The sequence below is a fragment of the Promicromonospora umidemergens genome (assembly GCF_024171995.1).
Taxonomy (GTDB): Bacteria; Actinomycetota; Actinomycetes; order Actinomycetales; family Cellulomonadaceae; genus Promicromonospora; species Promicromonospora umidemergens.
The window spans coordinates 21,151-38,490 of the sequence record NZ_JAMTCT010000005.1 but is presented as its reverse complement, the minus strand read 5'-3'; the positions used below and the strand labels follow the sequence as shown (position 1 = coordinate 38,490).

Genomic DNA, 17,340 nt, shown 5'->3' with positions numbered 1-17,340 from the left:
CTTCGGCCGGGCCGGGCCGGTCGTCTGACGGATGTCCACAACCAGATCGTGTCCATCCGATGTTCCGGGGCCGACGCCATGTCGGAACCCTCCAAACGGCCCGCGCCGCGGTTGGTCTGGTCTCCAGACTTTTCGCCGGGTGCCCGGAGGCGGTACGTCGGCCCGGTACCACCGGGTTACGGTGAGCCGTGCCCAGTTCCAGCCTGCCCCGAACCATCTCGAAGGTGCTCATCGCCAACCGTGGTGAGATCGCCGTCCGCGTGGCCCGTGGATGCGCCGACGCGGGGCTGACGTCCGTCGCCGTCTACGCCGACCAGGACCGCGAGGCGCTGCACGTCCACCTCGCCGACGAGGCCTTCGCGCTCGGCGGCGCCCGCGCCGCGGACACGTACCTCGACCCGGCCAAGCTGCTCGACGTCGCCCGCCGGTCCGGGGCAGACGCCGTGCACCCCGGCTACGGCTTCCTGTCCGAGAACGCGGAGTTCGCCCAGTCGGTGATCGACGCCGGGCTCACCTGGATCGGCCCCCCGCCGTCGGCCATCGAGTCGCTCGGCGACAAGGTCAGCGCGCGCCACATCGCGCAGCGCGCGGGCGCTCCCCTGGTTCCCGGCACGCCGGACCCGGTCAAGGACAGCAGCGAGGTCAGGGCCTTCGCCGAGCAGTACGGGCTGCCCATCGCCATCAAGGCGGCGTTCGGCGGCGGCGGCCGCGGCCTGAAGGTCGCGCGCACGTTCGACGAGATCGACGAGATGTTCGACTCGGCGGTCCGCGAGGCGGTGGCCGCGTTCGGCCGGGGCGAGTGCTTCGTGGAGCGCTATCTGGACAAGCCGCGCCACGTGGAGACGCAGTGCCTCGCGGACACCCACGGCAACGTCGTGGTCGTCTCGACCCGGGACTGCTCGCTGCAGCGCCGCCACCAGAAGCTGGTGGAGGAGGCGCCGGCGCCGTTCCTCACGCCGGAGCAGGAGAAGTCCCTGTACGCGGCGTCGGAGGCGATCCTCCGTGAGGCCGGCTACGTCGGCGCGGGTACCTGCGAGTTCCTCGTCGGGATGGACGGCACCATCTCCTTCCTCGAGGTGAACACGCGGCTCCAGGTGGAGCACCCGGTGACCGAGGAGGTCACGGGCATCGACCTGGTGCGCGAGCAGCTGCGCATCGCGGCGGGCGAGAAGCTGGGCTACCACAACCCTGCCGTGCGGGGGCACTCCATCGAGTTCCGCATCAACGGCGAGGACCCTGCGATGGGCTTCCTCCCGGCGCCGGGCCGCCTCAACACGATCGCGTGGCCGTCGGGCCCGGGCGTGCGCGTCGACACGGGTGTCGTCGCGGGCGACTCCGTCTCCGGAGCGTTCGACTCGATGATCGCCAAGCTCATCGTCACGGGCGCCACGCGTACGCAGGCGGTCGAGCGGGCCCGGCGCGCGCTGCGTGAGCTCGTGGTCGAGGGCATCCCCACGGTGGTCCCGTTCCACAAGGCGGTCCTCGAGGCCGACGCGTTCGTCCCCGCCGACGGCTCCGCTTTCCGCGTGCACACCCGCTGGATCGAGACGGAGTTCGCCGACACTCTCAAGACGCTGGCCCCGGCGGCGCCCGCACCGGCCCCCGAGGCCGACGAGGAAGAGGTAGCCGCCGAACGGGTGGTCGTCGAGGTGGGCGGGCGCCGGCTCGAGGTCGTGCTGCCCGCAGGCCTGGGCGTCGCCGCGGGTCGCGCACGTTCGGCGAACGCCGCCCGCCGCCCCGCGCGGCGCACCGCCGGCGCCAAGGCGTCGAGCGGTTCCACCGGGAACACGCTGGCCTCCCCCATGCAGGGCACCATCGTCAAGGTCGCGGTCGAGGACGGCACGCAGGTGGCCGAGGGCGACCTCGTCGTCGTGCTGGAGGCCATGAAGATGGAACAGCCGATCCTGGCGCACCGTGCGGGCACCGTGCGATCCCTGACGGCCGCGCCCGGCGGCGGGGTGACGGCAGGCGCTCCGATCTGTGAGATCGTCGACTGATCCGGAACCGGACCGCTTCCAGCGGGTGAATTCCAGAGCGACACGGGTGAAAAGCGCCCAATAGGTGCGGATAGCGGATGGAACGGTCATCGAAGGTTGTCTTTGATCCGCTAAGTTCTGCAACGTGACACACGTCGTAGTACTGAGCCCCGAAGAGGCCATCGCCCTCGTCCGTCCCCGTAAGTCCCTTCCGTCGTTCGTCAGTGATCTGACCTGCGACGACGGCGCTATCTCCGTGACAGCGGACCTGCGCCGCCTGACCTATGCCCCGCTTCCCGTCAAGATCGCGGCCAAGGCCGTCCCGGTCATGCACGCGACTGCGCGGATCACCTCCTTCTGGCAGAACATCGCGGTGCTCCAGGTCGAAGCCGACGCCGCCGGCCTGCCCGCCACGAAGCTGCTCCCGCTCGCTTCCGGGACCATCGCGAAGATGGTGCGCAAGAACGGGCTGCCCGAGCACGCCGTGCAGCTCCGCAAGGACGGCACGGTCTCGCTCGACGTGCTGGCCCTGATGCGCGATACGTTCACCGAGGTGACGGGTTTCCGGTTCGAGGGCGGCAAGGTCATCGTCGAAGGTGTCGCCAAGGACGCCTGAGCGGGCCACCGTGCTGTCCCGCCTCCGACCCGCCACGACGGGTCGGAGGCGGGACACAGTCGCATGGTCGCCCTCCACATCGCAGGCCAAGACCTGACAGACTGACGCCGTGCCGAACGCGACAGTGCCCCCGACCGACCTGCACCGGCACGGCGGCGACGGCTGGGTGACGTGCGGGGACCACCGGCACTGGGGGCTGTTCGGAGCTGCCGGGCTGCTCCTCGTCCGCCGGGACCTCGACGGGACACCCTCGCACCTGGTGCTCCAGCACCGCGCCCTGTGGTCGCACATGGGCGGCACCTGGGGCATCCCTGGCGGCGCACTCGCACCGGACGAGAAGCCGGCCGCCGGTGCGCTGCGCGAAGCCGCAGAAGAGGCCGCGATCGACCCGGCCGCCGTGCACGTCGTGGGCACGCACGTGCTGGAGCACCCTGCATGGACCTACACGACAGTGGTGGCCGACGTCGCGCCGGGATACCGCGTCGAGCCGCGCGCCGCCGACCCGGAGAGCCTGGAGGTGCGCTGGGCAGGGCTCGGCGACCTGGGCTCGCTGACTCTGCTGCCGGCGTTCGGCGAGGCACTACCCCGCTTGCTCACCTTGCTGGGTTAGGGTCGATTCGTGCATATCCGGATCGCTCCCGAAGAGGTGCTCGGCCTGGCGCGGATCGCCAAGCAGGCCCCGCCCGTCATCACGTCCGTCGTCGGCGACGGGGACGTGATCCGCGTGGTCGCGGACCTGCGCCGCCTCGAGACCCTGCCCGGCCCGCTCAAGCTGGCCGTGAAGATCGCGCCGATCGTGCGGGCCGACGTGAAGCTGGCCGCCTTCGAGCGGGGCGTCGCGACGCTCACGGTCGAGGTGAACGCCGCGGGCCTGCCGGCCCACCGGCTGCTCAGCCTCGCCGCCGCGCCCATCGAGCAGGAGGTCGCCAAGCAGGGACTGCCGCCGGGCGTCGTCGACGTGCAGCCGGACGCGCGGATCGCCGTCGACGTCGAGCGGCTGCTGGAGGCGAAGGTCCCGGGCATCACGGTCTCGAGCGCGAAGGTCGAGGGCGGCCAGATCGTCCTGGACGCAAGCGTCGCCTGAGCCGGAGGCGCAGCGCAGGGCGAGGGCCGAGGAACGAGGCACTCGCCCGGAGCGGAACCGCAGGCTCAGGCGAAACAGGCAGAGCCTGAGCCCGAGGTACAGCCCAGAACGAGGGCCGAGGAACGAGGCACTCGCCCGGAGCGGAACCGCAGGCTCAGGCGACGAACAAGCAGAGCCTGAGCCCTACTTCCCCACGCGCGCGTCCAGCACTCGCGCGCCCTCGGCGATCGAGCCCGACAGTGACGGGTAGATCGTGAACGCGGAGGCGACGTCCTCCACCGTGAGCCGGTGCTGCACAGCGAGCGTGATCGGGAAGATCAGCTCGGACGCACGCGGTGCCACGACCACGCCGCCGAGCACCACCCCGGCCTCCGGGTGCGCGAAGAGCTTCACGAACCCGTCCTTGACGCCCAGCATCTTGGCGCGCGGGTTCCGGGCGAGCGGCAGCGTCGTCGTGATGTAGCGAGAGCTCTGCGCGCGCAGCTTCTCCTCGCTGTAGCCGACGGTAGCGATCTCGGGCGCGGTGAAGATGTTGGAGGCGACGGTGCGGAGCGCGAGCGGCTGCACGGTGTCACCGAGGGCGTGCGCCACGGCGATGCGGCCCTGCATGGCAGCCACGGACGCGAGCGGGAGCACACCGGTGCAGTCGCCGGACGCGTAGATGCCGCGAACCGAGGTGCGCGAGACCCGGTCGACGACGATGTGCCCCGTCTCCGACAGCCGCACCCCCGCCTCCTCGAGCCCCAGCCCGGACGTCGCGGGCACCCCGCCGACCGCGACCAGGACGTGCGAGCCGTGCACCACGCGCCCGTCGGACAGCGTCACCTCGACGCCGTCGTCGGTACGCACCGCCGACGCCGCACGCGAGCGGGACAGCACGGTCATGCCACGGGAGCGGAACACGCCCTCGAGCAGCTCGGCGGCGTCCTCGTCCTCACCGGGCAGCACGCGGTCCCGGCTGGAGACGAGCACCACGTCCGACCCGAGCGCGTTGTACGCGCCCGCGAACTCGGCACCGGTGACACCGGAGCCGACCACGATCAGCCGCTCGGGCAGCTCACGCAGGTTGTACATCTGCGTCCAGGTGAGGATCCGCTCGCCGTCGGGCACCGCGGTGGGCAGGGTGCGCGGGGTGGCGCCGAGCGCGAGGAGGATCGACTCCGCCTCCAGCACCTCGCTCGTGCCGTCGGCCAGCTCGGCCACCACGTGTGCCGGCCCGTCCAGCCGCCCCTTGCCCGCGATGATCCGGATGCCCTCGCGCTCCAGGCGGCCGCGGATGTCGGCGCTCTGCGCCCGCGCGAGGGCGAGCACCCGCTTGTTGACGGCCTGCAGGTCGACGAAGTGCTTGCGCTTCTCCTCCGCCGTACCGGCAGCCGACGCCGCCGCCTGCACGCCCGCGCCGCCCAGCGCCGGGGCCGCGTAGGCGGACACCACGGGGATGCCGCCGGTCGCCAGCGAGACGTCGACGTCGGACAGCGGGTCCACGACGTCGCTCGGCATGCGGATGCCGAGCTCCGGGGCGCGGTCGGCGATGGTCATCCACTCGGCGGTGGCGATGAGGGTCTTGGAGGGGACGACGTCGGTCAGGACCGCCGCACCACCCATGCCCTGCTGTTCCACCACGGTGACCTGCGCGCCGTGGCTGCGCGCGACGAGCGCCGCCTCGTAGCCACCGGGCCCACCTCCCACGACGACGACGTGGGGCGGGACAGCTATGGGATCGAGGGAAGTCACGGCCCCATTCTCGCATCGTCCGCGAGTATCGAGGATGCCGTCAGCTCGTGGACGCGTGCCAGGGGGAAAGTGGCGTTAACCTCGGACCATGAGCACGGAGCCAGATCTTGACGACCCGACGACCGACCCGTTCGACGTCGCTGCCGCGGCCGCGGAGTACATCGCGGCCAAGACGGGGGTGCCGGGGCACGACGTCGCACTCGTCCTCGGCTCCGGCTGGGGCGGTGCGGCCGAGCTGATCGGCGACGTCGTCGCGGAGATCCCCACCGCCGAGATCCCCGGCTTCCGGGGGCCTGCGGTCAAGGGCCACCTGGCCACCACGCGTTCGATCCGCTTCGAGCGGCCCGACGGCGCGGTACGGCACGCGCTGGTCCTCGGCTCGCGCACGCACCTCTACGAGGGCCTCGGGCCCCGACGGGTCGTGCACGGCATCCGCACCGCCGCGGCCGCGGGCTGCGAGACCGTGATCCTCACGAACGGCTGCGGCAGCGTGCACATCGGCTGGCGGCCCGGCCAGCCCGTCCTCATCAAGGACCACCTGAACCTCACGGGGCAGACGCCGCTCGAGGGCGCCAAGTTCGCCGACATGACCGACGTGTACACGCCGCGCCTGCGCGACGTCGCGCGCAGCGTGGACCCGGACCTGCCCGAGGGCGTGTACGCGCAGTTCCACGGACCCCAGTACGAGACGCCGGCCGAGGTCAAGATGGCCTCCCTGATGGGCGCCGACCTGGTCGGCATGTCGACGGCGCTGGAGGCCATCGCCGCCCGCCACTGCCGCATGGACGTCCTCGGCATCTCGCTCGCCACCAACCTGGCCGCCGGGATCAGCCCCCACCCGCTGTCCCATGACGAGGTGCTGGAGGCGGGCCGGGAGGCCGGGCCCCGGATCAGCGACCTGCTCGCCCGAGTGATCAAGCAGATCTGATGGCCATGTCCCCCAACCAGCCGACCACCGCCGAGGCGCTCGCCGCACCCGACATCATCGCGCGCGCCGAGGCCTGGATGGCCGCCGACGTCGACGCGGCCGACGTCGAAGAGCTGCGCTCGCTGATCGCCAGGACGACCGGCAGCGGCATCCGGGCGCCCGCCGTCGCCGAGCTCGTCGACCGGTTCTCCGGCACGTTGCAGTTCGGCACGGCGGGGCTGCGCGGCGCCATGGCCGCCGGGCCGAACCGGATGAACCGCGCCGTGGTGATCGCGGCCGCCGCCGGGCTGGCCGCCTTCCTGAAGGCGGAGACCGCAGGCAAGGCTCCGCGTGTCGTGGTCGGGTTCGACGCACGGCACCGCTCGGCCGCATTCGCCCGCGACACGGCCGCCGTGCTCGTCGCCGCAGGGGCCGAGGTCCAGCTCATGCCCGCGCCGGGTCCCACTCCTGTGCTCGCCTTCGCGGTGCGCCACCTGTCGGCCGACGCCGGCGTCATGGTCACCGCGAGCCACAACCCCGCAGCCGACAACGGCTACAAGGTGTACCTGGGCGGGCGGGTCGTCACCGACGCGGGGCAGGGCGCACAGATCGTCCCGCCGTCCGACGCCCTGATCGCCGGCGAGATCGCCCTCGTACGCGCCGCCAAGGGCGTGCCGCGCGCCGAGTCCGGCTGGACCGTGCTCGGCCCGGAGGTCACCGACGCCTACCACGCCGCCGTGGCCACCCTGCACGACGGCGAGCCGCGCACCAAGCTCCGCATCGTGACGACGTCGCTGCACGGCGTGGGCGGCGCCGCCGTCGCGCGCGTGCTGGCAGAGGCCGGCTTCACCGACGTCGTACCCGTGAAGGAGCAGGCCGAGCCCGACCCGGACTTCCCCACCGTCGCGTTCCCCAACCCCGAGGAGCCGGGGGCGATCGACATGGCCCTTGCGCTGGCTCAGGACGCCCATGCGGACCTCGTCATCGCGAACGACCCCGACGCCGACCGGTGCGCCGTCGCCGTCCTGGACCCGCAGTACGGCACGTACCAGGGCGCGGAGACCGCGGCCTCGCAGGGTTGGCGCATGCTGCACGGCGACGAGGTCGGCATGCTGCTCGGCTGGGACGCGGCCGAACGGGCCGCGCGCGCCGGCACGGGTGGCACGCTGGCCTGCTCGATCGTGTCGTCGCGCGCGCTGGCCGCGATCGCGGCACGGCACGGGCTGGAGCACGCCACCACGCTGACCGGGTTCAAGTGGATCTCGCGCACCCCTGACCTCGTGTTCGGGTACGAGGAGGCCCTCGGCTACTGCGTGGACCCCGAGCACGTACGGGACAAGGACGGGCTGTCGGCAGCGGTCGCCGTCGCGCAGCTGGCCAACCGGCTGGCCGCCGACGGCCGCACCCTCCTGGACCGGCTCGACGACGTCGCCCGCGCCTGCGGTCTGCACGTCACCGGCCAGGTGTCGGCACGGTTCGAGGATCTCGCCGAGATCGAATCGACCATGGCGTCGCTGCGCAGGTCGCCGCCGACGATCCTGGCCGGCTCGCCCGTCAGCTCGGTGCGTGACCTCGCCGAGGGCCTGGACGGCCTGCCCCCGACCGACGGCGTGGTGCTGCTGACCGCCGACGACACCCGCGTGATCGTGCGGCCCAGCGGCACCGAGCCGAAGATCAAGTGCTACATCGAGGTGGTCTCGCCGGTCGACCCGGGAGCCTCCGCCGGCTCCCTGTCCGCGGCTCGGGTCGCCGCGCGGGGCCGCCTGGCCAAGGTCCGGTCCGACCTCCGCGCGGCGCTGGGACTCTGACGACACCGGTCCCGCGGCCCAGAGGGCTGCGGGACCGGCCGGCGCCTGAGCGACCTACTGCACGACCGCCGGCAGCACGTCCATGGCGTCCGAGTTGGCGGCCAGGAAGTCCGGCACCTCGTCCTTCGCCACCGCCTTCATGAGCGGGTCGAACGTCGCGCGGTCGAGCACGACGATCGACTGGCCGTCGGCGCTGCGTCCCGTACCCGAGTACGGCGCCGTCATGAACGAGATGTCGTTCGTCGAGATCTTCTCGGCGCCCGTGAAGAGCTCCTGGATCCGGTCGAGCGTGAGGTCCTGGTCGACAGCTACCGAACTGGTGATGGCCTCGAGGAAGCTGGCCATCTTCAGGGGTTCGCTCATGCTGTTCTTGGCCTTCGCCACGATGGCCCGCATCCAGGCCTGCTGCCGCTGCACCCGGCCGAAGTCACCGTTGGACAGGGCGTAGCGCTCCCGCGTGAAGGCCAGCGCCTCCTCACCGGTCATCGCCAGCCGCTCCGAACCACCGTCGCCGTCGGGCACCGTGATCTCGACCCCGTCCAGGGAGTCCGTCAGGGCCTTGAACGACTCGAAGTCGGTCACCGCGAAGTGGTCGATGCGCACGCCCGTCAGATCCTCGACCGTCTGGATCATCAGGGGCGGGCCGCCGTAGGAGAACGCCGCGTTGATCTTCGCCTCGCCATGGCCCGGGATCGGTACCCAGGAGTCACGAGGGATCGAGATCGCCGCCGCCGACTCCCGGTCGGCGGACAGGTGCACCAGCATGATCGCGTCGGTGCGCTGCGCGCCGGCCTCCCAGGCGTTCGGGTCGCCGGCCGAGATCCGGCTGTCCGAGCCGAGCACCAGGATGTTCACCGGTGCGGTCGGTCCCTCCACCGGTTCCGCGCTGGGGCGGGTCGAGGGGTCGATCTCTGCGAACGGGTCGATCCGCTCCATGTTGTCGTCGAGCGACATGCGGTAGCCGAAGTAGGCCGCGGCCCCTCCACCGCCGACGAGCAGGAGCGCCCCGGCGACGAGTCCGGCGACGAATCCCTTGCTCCGGCGCCGGCGGCGCGCGTGGCGCACGTCTCCGTCGACAGGGTTGGGTACGGCGAGAAGATCGTTCTTTCGATCAGGTGCGGCCATAGCTCGTGATCCTAGTGTTGTTTTGGGCTACTACCCTTGTGCCTGCACCGCAACCGGAACGCGCCCTCAGGGGCGAAATCCGTGCGCCCTGGCGGGAAGTCGGACAGAGAGGAGGGTCGCCGTGATCGCTCGCGCAAAGAACTCGCAGAACCGCACGATTCTCCTGGTTACACACCATTATGCGCCCGAGTCGGGGGCACCCCAGCGGCGCTGGGGAGCACTGGCCGGCCACCTGGTCCCAGCCGGATATCCCCTCACCGTTCTCACACCTCCGCCGCACTACCCTTCGGGAAAGATCACCCACCTTTCACCTGACCACCTGCCTGGATCAGTCAGTTCCGGGGACCACGGGGAAAAAATCATCCGGGTGAACTACCGCGAGCACTCCCATGGCCTGGGCTCGCGAGCCGTGGACCAGATGGTTGCCGCCGTGAGCTCGGTGCTGCGCGGGGTCCGGTCCCCTACGGGCCGGCCGGCCGTCGTCATCGCGACGGTCCCCGGAATCCCGAGCGTCGTCGCCGGCTGGGCTCTCGCCCGCTGGCACCGGGCCAGCTTCGTCGTCGAGATGCGCGACGCCTGGCCGGACCTGATCCAGCCCAGCGGCATCCTGCTGCGCCGGGGACGGAGCGGCGACCTGCGTCGCGGCCTGCGTGACCTCGCGGCGCGCGCGGTGCACCGCACCGTCACCCGCCTCCAGGCCCGAGCGGACCTCGTGGTCACCACCACCGCCGCGTTCGCGGAGGTGCTGCGGTCGCGTGGCGTCCGCAACGTGGCAGTGGTGCGCAACGGGACCGCGTTCGCACCCGTCCGTGAGAACGCTCCCGTCGCCCTGGCGGGTCGCCCCCTGCGTGTCGTCTACGCGGGCACCGTCGGCCGGTCGCAGGGCCTGGACGTCGCGGTACGCGCCGCGGCACTGGTCCAGGCGCGCGGCTACGCGCTCGACGTGCGCATCGTCGGACACGGCAACGAGCTGGAGCCGCTGCGGCTCCTGGCGGCCGAGCTGGACGCGCCGGTCCGCGTCGAGCCCTCCGTGCCGTCCACCGAGGTGCGCGACCTGTACGCCTGGGCCGACAGCGTGATCGTCTCCCTGCGGGACTGGGAGCCATTCGAATGGACCGTCCCGTCCAAGCTGTACGAGGTCATGGCGTCCGGCGTCGTCGCATCGGCGTGCCTCGCCGGTGAGGCCGCCAGCCTGGTCGCGGCGAACGGCGCGGGCGCCGTCGTGCGCCCCGGCGACGTCGAGGGCCTCGCCGACCTGTGGTGCGGCTGGCTGTCCGACGGGGTCGTGCCCGCCGCCTCGCCCGACGCCGCCACCTGGGTCGCGGGGCACGCGAGCGACGCGGTGCTGGGCCACCGCTACTCCGAGCTGCTGGACGAGCTGCTCCCCCACCCCCTGACTGCTGAGGGCCCCGGCCGAGGGGCACGGTACTGATGGCGCCATCGCTGCGGCGCGCGGGCGAGCTCGCGCGCAACCTGCGCTTCACCACGTCCTTTGTCGCCAGGACTCTCGTCGAGGACCCGGTCTGGCTCGCTGTCCAGACCGCCCGGCGAGCTCCGGAGCCGCTGCGCCGGCCACTCGTGCGCGCCCTCGGGCTCACGCCGACGCCGTCCGCCCCGCACGCGCTGGGCCGCATGCTCGCGGGTGACACCGCCCGTGCCGCCGACGAGGCAGAGCAGCTGCTCGCTCGCCGCGACGGTCGTGGCCTGCGGGTCGCGGCCGAGGTCGCCGTCGCGGTGGGTCGGCCCGACCTGCTCGACGGCGTCGACGGCGCCGGTCCCGCGCGCTACCGCGCTGCCTGGCTGCTGGGCGACACCGAGTCGATCGGGCCGGACGCGCCCGCCGGGCTGCGCGCGCAGGTGGCTGTGCTGCAGCCCGGGCCGCAGGACGACGCCAGCGGTCGTGCCCACCAGGCCCGCGGCGCCGAGCCGGCACCGGCCGGGCCCACCGGCCCTGGCGGCATCACCGTGCTGCACCACCTCACCAACTCCCTGCCGCACACGCAGAGCGGATACACGCTCCGCTCGCACGCGATCCTGGTGGCGCAGCGCGCCGGCGGGCTGCGCGCGTCCGCGACGACACGGCCCGGCTACCCGCTGACCATCGGGTCGCTCACGGCACGTGGGACCGACGTCGTGGACGGCGCCGCCTATCAGCGTCTCGTCCCGAGCCGCTTGCTGCCCGACGTCGCGCGGCGCACCGCGCAGGAGGCAGAGCTGCTGACCGAGGCCGCCCGCGAGGCGGGTGCCTCCGTCCTGCACACCACGACGCCGTCGGCCAACGGGGTGCTGGCCCGGACGGCGGCGCGGCGGCTCGGGATCCCCTGGGTCTACGAGGTACGCGGCCTGCCCGAGGAGACCTGGGTGGCCTCGCACGGCACGACGGAGGGCCGTGCCCGCGCTGCGGCGTCGCGTCGTCGCGCCCTGATGCAGGCCAAGGAGACCGAGCTGGCGCTCGCCGCCGACGCCGTGGTGACGCTCAGCGGCACCATGCGCGACGCCCTCGTCGCACGAGGTGTGCCCCTGGAGCGCATCACCGTGGTGCCGAACGCCGTGTCGGACGCCCTGCTCACCACCGAGCACCCGGCGCCGGAGGCCGCACGGGCAGCGCTGGGTCTGCCCGCTGGACCCGCGATCGGCACCGTGAGCAGCCTGGTCGACTACGAGGGCCTGGAGACGGTGGTCCGGACGGTGGCGACGCTGCGCGCCCGCGGGCACGACGTGACGGGTGTGCTGGTGGGCGACGGCGTCTCGCGGCCAGGTCTCGCGCGCCTCGCGCGCGAGCTGGGCGTGGCCGACCACGTGGTGCTTCCCGGGCGGGTACCGTCCGATGTCGCGCTGACCTGGCTGGCCGCGCTGGACGTCGTGCTGGTGCCCCGCCGCGACCACGAGGTCACGCGCCTGGTGACGCCGCTCAAGCCCGTCGAGGCCATGGCGGTGGGTCGTCCGGTGGTCGCGAGCGACCTCCCGGCCCTGGTCGAGGCGGTGGGTGGTGCGGGACTGCACGTCGGGGCCGACGACGCGGAGGGCTGGGCCACGTCGGTCGGCGCCCTCCTTGAAGATGTGGGTCGGCGCGCCGAGCTCGTCGAGCGCGGCCGAGTGGTAGCAGCCGAGAGGACATGGGTGCGAAACGCGGAGACGTATCTGGGGATCTACCGAACCTGCCTGGGGGTGCCGGCATGAGCGGTCCCGAGACCGGGTCGTACTCGGCGCTGTTCGACGCGTCGCCGACGACCACCAAGCTGGTGACGCTCGGCAACCTGTCGCGCGTCGGTGCCCGGCCCCCGCTGGGGAAGTACATCGAGCTGCTCTGGGAGCGCCGGCACTTCCTGTGGGCGGACGCCCGGGCGAAGGTGGCCAGCGGTACCCGGCAGAGCCTGCTCGGCAAGGCCTGGCTGATCCTGGACCCGCTGATCAACGGCGGGGTGTACTTCCTGGTGTTCGGCCTGCTGATGAAGAACGCGCGCGGCATCGAGAACTTCATCGGGTACCTGCTGATCGGGGTGTTCCTGTTCCAGTTCACCACGTCGTCGATCAACGGCGGCGCGCGGTCGGTACAGACCGGCAAGAACCTGATCCGTGCGTTCACGTTCCCGCGGGCGGCGCTGCCGATCTCGGTGGTGCTGCGCAACCTGCTCAACCTTGGCCCGACGCTCGTGACGCTGGCCGTGCTGATCTACTTCATCGGCCCTGCCGAGGAGTACACCTGGCGCCTCGCGCTGGTGCCTGCCGCCCTGGTGCTGCAGATCATGTTCACCCTGGGGCTGTCGCTCCTGGTGGCCCGGTGGGCTGCGGCGCTGCCGGACGTCGCCAACCTGATCAGGATGTCGATGCGCATCTGGCTGTACGCGTCGGCCGTGTTCTTCTCGTTCGACACGCTCCTCAAGGACGAGCCCGAGATGCAGATGGTGCTCGAGGCCAACCCGATGTTCATCGTGCTGGACATCGTGCGGGACTGCGCGCTGTACGCCACCACGCCCGACCCGATGCGCTGGGTGTGGCTCGGCGGCTGGGCGGTGGGCATGTTGGTGATCGGGTTCGTCACCTTCTGGCGAGCGGAGGAGAGCTATGGCCGCTGACCTCGACTACCCGATGCCCGCACAGCTCGGTCAGGGCGGTCCGGCCTCGATGCCGGTACCCGTCCAGGGCCCGCTCTCCGGGGCGGTACCCATGTCCGTGCAGGCCCCGCCGCACACCGGGCAGGTCGCCGCGGTCGCACCTCGGTCGGGCAGCACTCCTGTGCTGTGGCCGACGGTGGCGGTGCAAGGCCTCCGGATGTTCTACCGGACACCGTCCACCGACGCGACCCGTGGCCGCCGCGCCAAGCTCAAGCGGGCGGTGCTCAACGTGCTCGGCCAGGAGGCCAAGGTGACGGTGCGCGCCCTGACGGACATCTCGTTCGTCGCGAACTCCGGCGAGCAGATCGGCATCGTGGGCCAGAACGGCTCCGGCAAGAGCACGCTCCTGCGCATCATCGCCGGCCTCGAGAAGCCCACCAAGGGCCAGGTGCTTGCCGAGAGCACGCCGGTGCTCATCGGCGTGAACGCCGCGCTGGTCCCCGACCTGCCCGGTGAGGAGAACGTGCGGCTCGGCTGCCTGGCGATGGGTCTGTCCCCCGCCGAGGCGCAGGCCGCGATCCCCGACGTCATCGAGCTCGCCGGCCTCGGCAAGTCGATCTATCTGCCCATGCGGACCTACTCCTCGGGCATGGCGGCGCGCCTGCGCTTCGCCATCGCGACGGCGGCGCGCCCGCACATCCTGCTCATCGATGAGGCCCTGGCCACCGGCGACGCCGCCTTCAAGGAGCGCAGCGAGGTCCGTATGGAGCGGCTACGGAAGGAAGCGGGAACGGTGTTCCTGGTCAGCCACGCGGCCCAGACGATCGAGGAGTCCTGCACGCGCGCCATCTGGCTGCACCACGGTCGCCTGGTGCTCGACGGCGAGGCGCAGGACGTCGCTGTGCGGTATCGCAAGTGGGCATGGGCCTACGCGAAGGACAAGCCAGAGGAAGCGAAGCAGGTCCTCGAGGACGCCTTCGCAGAACGACGGGAGACACAGGTGCGGTTCGACACGCCCGAACCACCCAAGGGGCCGGTGCGGGAGCGGCATGCGCGGCCCAAGGGGCGCGACGCCAAGCAGGCAAGGGCGACGGCCGCACGTGCCGCCGCCCTGCGGGCTGAGGTGGGCGACCAGTGAACCGCCCCCTTGTCATGACCGTCTACGGGACCCGCCCGGAGGCCATCAAGGTCGCCCCGGTCGTAGCGGCTCTCGAGGCCGACGACCGGTTCGACTCGCTGACCGTCGTCACCGGCCAGCACCGGGAGATGCTCGACCAGGTCAACGACGTCTTCGGGATCGTGCCGGACCACGACCTGGACATCATGAGCCACGGGCAGACCCTTGGGCAGATCTTCGCTCGCGTCATGACGCGGCTCGACCCGATCCTGAAGGCACGCCGGCCCGACGCCGTCATCGTGCAGGGGGACACGTCGACCTCGACGGCCGCCGCGCTCGCCGCCTTCTACCAGCAGATCCCGGTGATCCACCTCGAAGCCGGCCTGCGCAGCGGGGACATCATGTCGCCGTTCCCGGAGGAGGCGAACCGGAAGATCACGTCACAGATCGCGGCGCTGCACCTCGCTCCCACCCTGCGGAGCCTCGCCAACCTCGTGGCAGAGGGCGTCCCGCTCGACGACATCGTCGTGACCGGCAACACCGTCATCGACGCCCTCTACCTGGCCGTGGAGCGCCGGACGGTGTTCACGGACCCCGCGCTCGCCCGCGTCGCGGCGTCGGGCCGCCGGGTCGTGCTCGTGACGACCCACCGACGGGAGAACTGGGGCGACGCCATGGAGGGTGTGGGCCGCGCGCTGGCGCGGATCGCCCGGCGGTTCCCGGACTCCGAGGTCGTCCTGCCGGTGCACCGCAACCCGGTGGTGCGCGACGCCGTGCTGCCGCACCTCGAGGGGCTGCCCAACGTGACGGTCACCGAGCCGCTCGGCTACGGCGAGTTCACGCACCTGCTGTCCCTGTCCACGGTGGTGCTCACCGACTCAGGCGGCCTCCAGGAGGAGGCGCCGAGCCTCGGCAAGCCGGTGCTGGTGATGCGGGACAACACCGAGCGTCCTGAGGCGGTCGAGGCCGGCACCGCCCGGCTGATCGGCACCGGCGAGGACCGCATCGTCGCCGAGGTGAACCGGCTGCTGACGAACGACAAGGCTTATGCCGCCATGGCGCAGGCCGTCAACCCGTACGGTGACGGGCACAGCGCGGGACGGGTCCTGGACGCGACAGCACGGATGCTCACGCCCGTGCTGCCCGACGTGCTCCCGGACTTCGATCTGGTGGACGAACAATTCACGGTAGTTTCCGCAGAGGGTGGGGCATGAGCAAGACCAGGGTCTTTATCTACGGCTCGTGCGTGTCGCGAGACACGTTCGAGCATCTCGATCCCGAGCAGTTCGAGCTCGTGGAGTACGTGGCGCGGCAGTCGGCGCTCAGCGCCACGACCCGTCCCGTCGAGCTGCTGGCCCCGCCGACGCTCGAGTCCCGCTTCCAGCAGCGGATGGTCGACGGCGACTTCGCGTCGAGCCTGCGCCCGTTGCTGGCGCAGCACTCGAACGGGACCGACGTGCTGCTCATCGACCTGACCGACGAGCGGCTCGGTGCGTACCTGTTGCCGGACGGCACCGTGGTGACCCGTTCCGTCGAGCTCATCGAGTCCGGTACGGAGCGTTCGCTCCCGCAGGGCTCCCACCATCTGGCGTTCGGTACGCAACAGCACTACGAGTACTGGTCCGGAGCCGTCCGTGCGCTGGGCGACGCCATCCGGAACACGATGCCGCAGGTCGCCGTCGCGCTCCTCGACGTCCCGTGGGCGGAGTGGTCCGAGAGCGGGCAGCAGACGCCCAGCTCGTTCGGGGTGAGCGCCGCCCAGGCGAACCCGACGTTCCGCTCCTACGTGGAGGTCGCGGCGCAGGCGCTGGGTGCGCACGTGGTCGCTCTCGATCCGTCCGAGGTCCTGTCCGGTCCGCATCATCCGTGGGGGGACGCGCCCTTCCACTACGCCGAGAGCGTGTACCTGGACATCGTGAAGCGGTTGACCGGTGCAGAGGGCCGGGTGATCTGGGGGGCAGGTGCTACCCGGACGTTGACGGCCGACCTGCCGGCGCAGACGGCGACGACCGGATCCAGGGCGGCGGTACGTGAGCGTGCCGCCGGCCACGAGCCGGCGACCGGCGCCGCGCGGGGTGCGCCGAGCCCTGCCGCGCAGCTACGCCGGCTGGAGGGTGGGCCGAACTTCCTCATCGCGGGCACCCAGCGGGGTGGGACGCAGTGGTTGGAGCGCCAGCTCAACCAGCATCCGCACGTCCACGTGGCCAAGGAGGCCGCTCCGTTCTTCAGCCTGCCCGGGCGGCTCACGAAGGACGACGAGATCCTCAAGTTCCTCAAGCCTTTCGCCAGCGCCGACAAGGCGCTGCAGGGTCACCGTTCGCCGGGATACTTCTGGGTGCCCGACCCCAAGAGCAGGTTCTCGACGCCGCGCAAGCAGGACACGGCTGCTGCGATCCGGGACATGCTGGACCCGAACGCTCCCGTCCTGCTCAGCCTGCGCAACCCCGTCGAACGCGCGATCTCGGCCTACTGGCACTACTTCTCGAACGCCGACATCGCACTGTCGGCCGGGATCTTCCAGACCCCCGTCCGGTTCGGGGTGATCGACCGCGGCTTCTACCGGCGGCACTACGAGCACTGGGCCCGTACGCTCGGGCCAGAACGCCTGCGTGTGCTCGTCTTCGACGACCTCGTCGATCGTCCGCGCATCTACCTGCAGGAGGCGCTCGACGCCCTGCGGGTCGGCGACAGCCCGGAGTTCTGGGGGGCGCTCAAGCCCAAGGTCAAGGTCGGTAACGTGGGCTGGCTCCCGCAGTTCAGGAAGCAGAGCCCCATCACCGCTCAGGAGATCGCGGCACTCTACGCGCTCTACGCGGACGACATCCGGTTCATGGAAGAGGTGCTCGGCCGCGAGCTGCCGAAGTGGCACAACGTCGGTCGGCTCATCAAGCAATATACCGCCGAAGGAAAGTAGAGCC

The 17,340-nt window shown here is 71.7% G+C and carries 14 protein-coding genes; 12 read left to right on the top strand and 2 right to left on the bottom strand.

Annotation, left to right across the window (positions count from 1 at the left end; translation table 11 throughout):
- Nucleotides 1-188 precede the first annotated feature (188 nt).
- The 4 genes from APR04_RS10335 to APR04_RS10320 all read left to right on the top strand — a co-directional run bounded on the left by APR04_RS10335 (nucleotide 189) and on the right by APR04_RS10320 (nucleotide 3,676).
- On the top strand, nucleotides 189-1,997 hold the full coding sequence (locus APR04_RS10335; protein ID WP_372496089.1) for an acetyl/propionyl/methylcrotonyl-CoA carboxylase subunit alpha: 1,809 nt from the start codon (nucleotides 189-191) through the stop codon (nucleotides 1,995-1,997).
- A 124-nt stretch (nucleotides 1,998-2,121) separates the two neighbouring features.
- On the top strand, nucleotides 2,122-2,592 hold the full coding sequence (locus tag APR04_RS10330; protein ID WP_253869781.1) for a hypothetical protein: 471 nt from the start codon (nucleotides 2,122-2,124) through the stop codon (nucleotides 2,590-2,592).
- Nucleotides 2,593-2,701: 109 nt separating this feature from the next.
- Nucleotides 2,702-3,202 carry an NUDIX domain-containing protein gene (locus APR04_RS10325; protein WP_253869778.1) on the top strand — a complete coding sequence of 167 codons (501 nt, stop codon included), beginning with the start codon at nucleotides 2,702-2,704 and terminating at the stop codon, nucleotides 3,200-3,202.
- A gap of 9 nt (nucleotides 3,203-3,211) precedes the next feature.
- Complete coding sequence (locus tag APR04_RS10320) at nucleotides 3,212-3,676, top strand: hypothetical protein (protein ID WP_253869775.1); 465 nt, start codon at nucleotides 3,212-3,214, stop codon at nucleotides 3,674-3,676.
- A 183-nt stretch (nucleotides 3,677-3,859) separates the two neighbouring features.
- Here APR04_RS10320 and APR04_RS10315 read toward each other — a convergent pair whose 3' ends face one another.
- Entirely contained in the window at nucleotides 3,860-5,410 is a 1,551-nt protein-coding gene (locus APR04_RS10315) for an NAD(P)H-quinone dehydrogenase (RefSeq protein ID WP_253869773.1), read from the bottom strand.
- Nucleotides 5,411-5,498: 88 nt separating this feature from the next.
- Here APR04_RS10315 and APR04_RS10310 point away from each other — a divergent pair, with 88 nt between their 5' ends.
- Entirely contained in the window at nucleotides 5,499-6,338 is an 840-nt protein-coding gene (locus APR04_RS10310; protein WP_253869771.1) for a purine-nucleoside phosphorylase, read from the top strand.
- Entirely contained in the window at nucleotides 6,338-8,125 is a 1,788-nt protein-coding gene (locus tag APR04_RS10305) for a phospho-sugar mutase (RefSeq protein ID WP_372496088.1), read from the top strand. Before APR04_RS10310 ends, APR04_RS10305 begins: the two co-directional genes overlap by 1 nt.
- Before the next feature lie 54 nt (nucleotides 8,126-8,179).
- Here APR04_RS10305 and APR04_RS10300 read toward each other — a convergent pair whose 3' ends face one another.
- Entirely contained in the window at nucleotides 8,180-9,250 is a 1,071-nt protein-coding gene (locus tag APR04_RS10300; RefSeq protein ID WP_253869769.1) for an LCP family protein, read from the bottom strand.
- A gap of 121 nt (nucleotides 9,251-9,371) precedes the next feature.
- Between APR04_RS10300 and APR04_RS10295 the strand changes: the two genes are divergently transcribed.
- Genes APR04_RS10295 through APR04_RS10270 form a run of 6 tightly spaced genes read left to right on the top strand, consistent with a single transcriptional unit; the run spans nucleotide 9,372 to nucleotide 17,336 of the window.
- Nucleotides 9,372-10,682, top strand: a complete 1,311-nt coding sequence (locus APR04_RS10295; RefSeq protein ID WP_253869767.1) for a glycosyltransferase family 4 protein — start codon at nucleotides 9,372-9,374, stop codon at nucleotides 10,680-10,682.
- The gene (locus APR04_RS10290) at nucleotides 10,682-12,430 is read left to right on the top strand and encodes a glycosyltransferase family 4 protein (RefSeq protein WP_253869764.1); all 1,749 of its coding nucleotides are present in this window, start codon (nucleotides 10,682-10,684) and stop codon (nucleotides 12,428-12,430) included. Before APR04_RS10295 ends, APR04_RS10290 begins: the two co-directional genes overlap by 1 nt.
- Nucleotides 12,427-13,326 carry an ABC transporter permease gene (locus APR04_RS10285; protein WP_253869761.1) on the top strand — a complete coding sequence of 300 codons (900 nt, stop codon included), beginning with the start codon at nucleotides 12,427-12,429 and terminating at the stop codon, nucleotides 13,324-13,326. Before APR04_RS10290 ends, APR04_RS10285 begins: the two co-directional genes overlap by 4 nt.
- The gene (locus APR04_RS10280) at nucleotides 13,316-14,443 is read left to right on the top strand and encodes an ABC transporter ATP-binding protein (protein WP_253869758.1); all 1,128 of its coding nucleotides are present in this window, start codon (nucleotides 13,316-13,318) and stop codon (nucleotides 14,441-14,443) included. The genes APR04_RS10285 and APR04_RS10280 overlap by 11 nt, the downstream gene beginning before the upstream one ends.
- 14 nt (nucleotides 14,444-14,457) lie before the next feature.
- Nucleotides 14,458-15,636: a non-hydrolyzing UDP-N-acetylglucosamine 2-epimerase gene (wecB, locus tag APR04_RS10275; protein ID WP_253870489.1), complete on the top strand. Its 1,179-nt coding sequence runs from the start codon at nucleotides 14,458-14,460 to the stop codon at nucleotides 15,634-15,636.
- Entirely contained in the window at nucleotides 15,633-17,336 is a 1,704-nt protein-coding gene (locus APR04_RS10270) for a DUF6270 domain-containing protein (RefSeq protein ID WP_253869756.1), read from the top strand. The genes wecB and APR04_RS10270 overlap by 4 nt, the downstream gene beginning before the upstream one ends.
- Nucleotides 17,337-17,340 lie beyond the last annotated feature (4 nt).